This is a genomic window from Vibrio sp. 1727, assembly GCF_033344415.1.
GTDB classification, from domain to species: Bacteria; Pseudomonadota; Gammaproteobacteria; order Enterobacterales; family Vibrionaceae; genus Vibrio; species Vibrio alginolyticus.
The window spans coordinates 1-565 of sequence record NZ_JAWPOT010000523.1; the positions used below are offsets into that span (position 1 = coordinate 1).

Genomic DNA, 565 nt, shown 5'->3' on the forward strand with positions numbered 1-565 from the left:
GGGCCGACCAAGGTCTAGCGTTTGATGTGGCAGTACACGTCGGCACATTGATGGCGGTTGTAATTTATTTCCGCCACGAAGTGATCACTTTATGCCAAGCATTGTTTGCTTCGATCTTCAAAGGTGACCGCAGTAAAGAAGCAAAACTGGCATGGATGATCGTGATCGCGACGATTCCGGCGTGTGTGTTCGGTTTGCTGATGAAAGACGTTATCGAAGTCTACCTGCGCAGTGCCTATGTGATTGCGACAACCACCATCGTATTCGGTTTGTTGCTTTGGTGGGTGGATAAGAATGCCAAGCTTGTTGCCGATGAGTACCAAACTGGCTGGAAGAAAGCGGTGTTTATTGGTATTGCTCAAGCACTTGCGATGATCCCTGGGACTTCACGTTCTGGCGCAACGATCACTGCCGCTCTATATTTGGGCTTCACTCGTGAAGCGGCAGCGCGTTTTTCATTTTTGATGTCGATTCCTATCATCACATTAGCTGGTAGCTACTTGGGTATGAAGCTGGTTACCAGCGGTGAGCCTGTGCACGTAGGCTTTTTGCTGACTGGTATTCT

Annotated in this window: 1 protein-coding gene; it reads left to right on the forward strand. The window is 49.0% G+C overall.

Translation table 11 applies throughout. From position 1 onward, the window contains the following. The coding region (locus R8O10_RS26715; RefSeq protein ID WP_318192162.1) for an undecaprenyl-diphosphate phosphatase at nucleotides 1-565 on the forward strand (565 nt) is incomplete at both ends.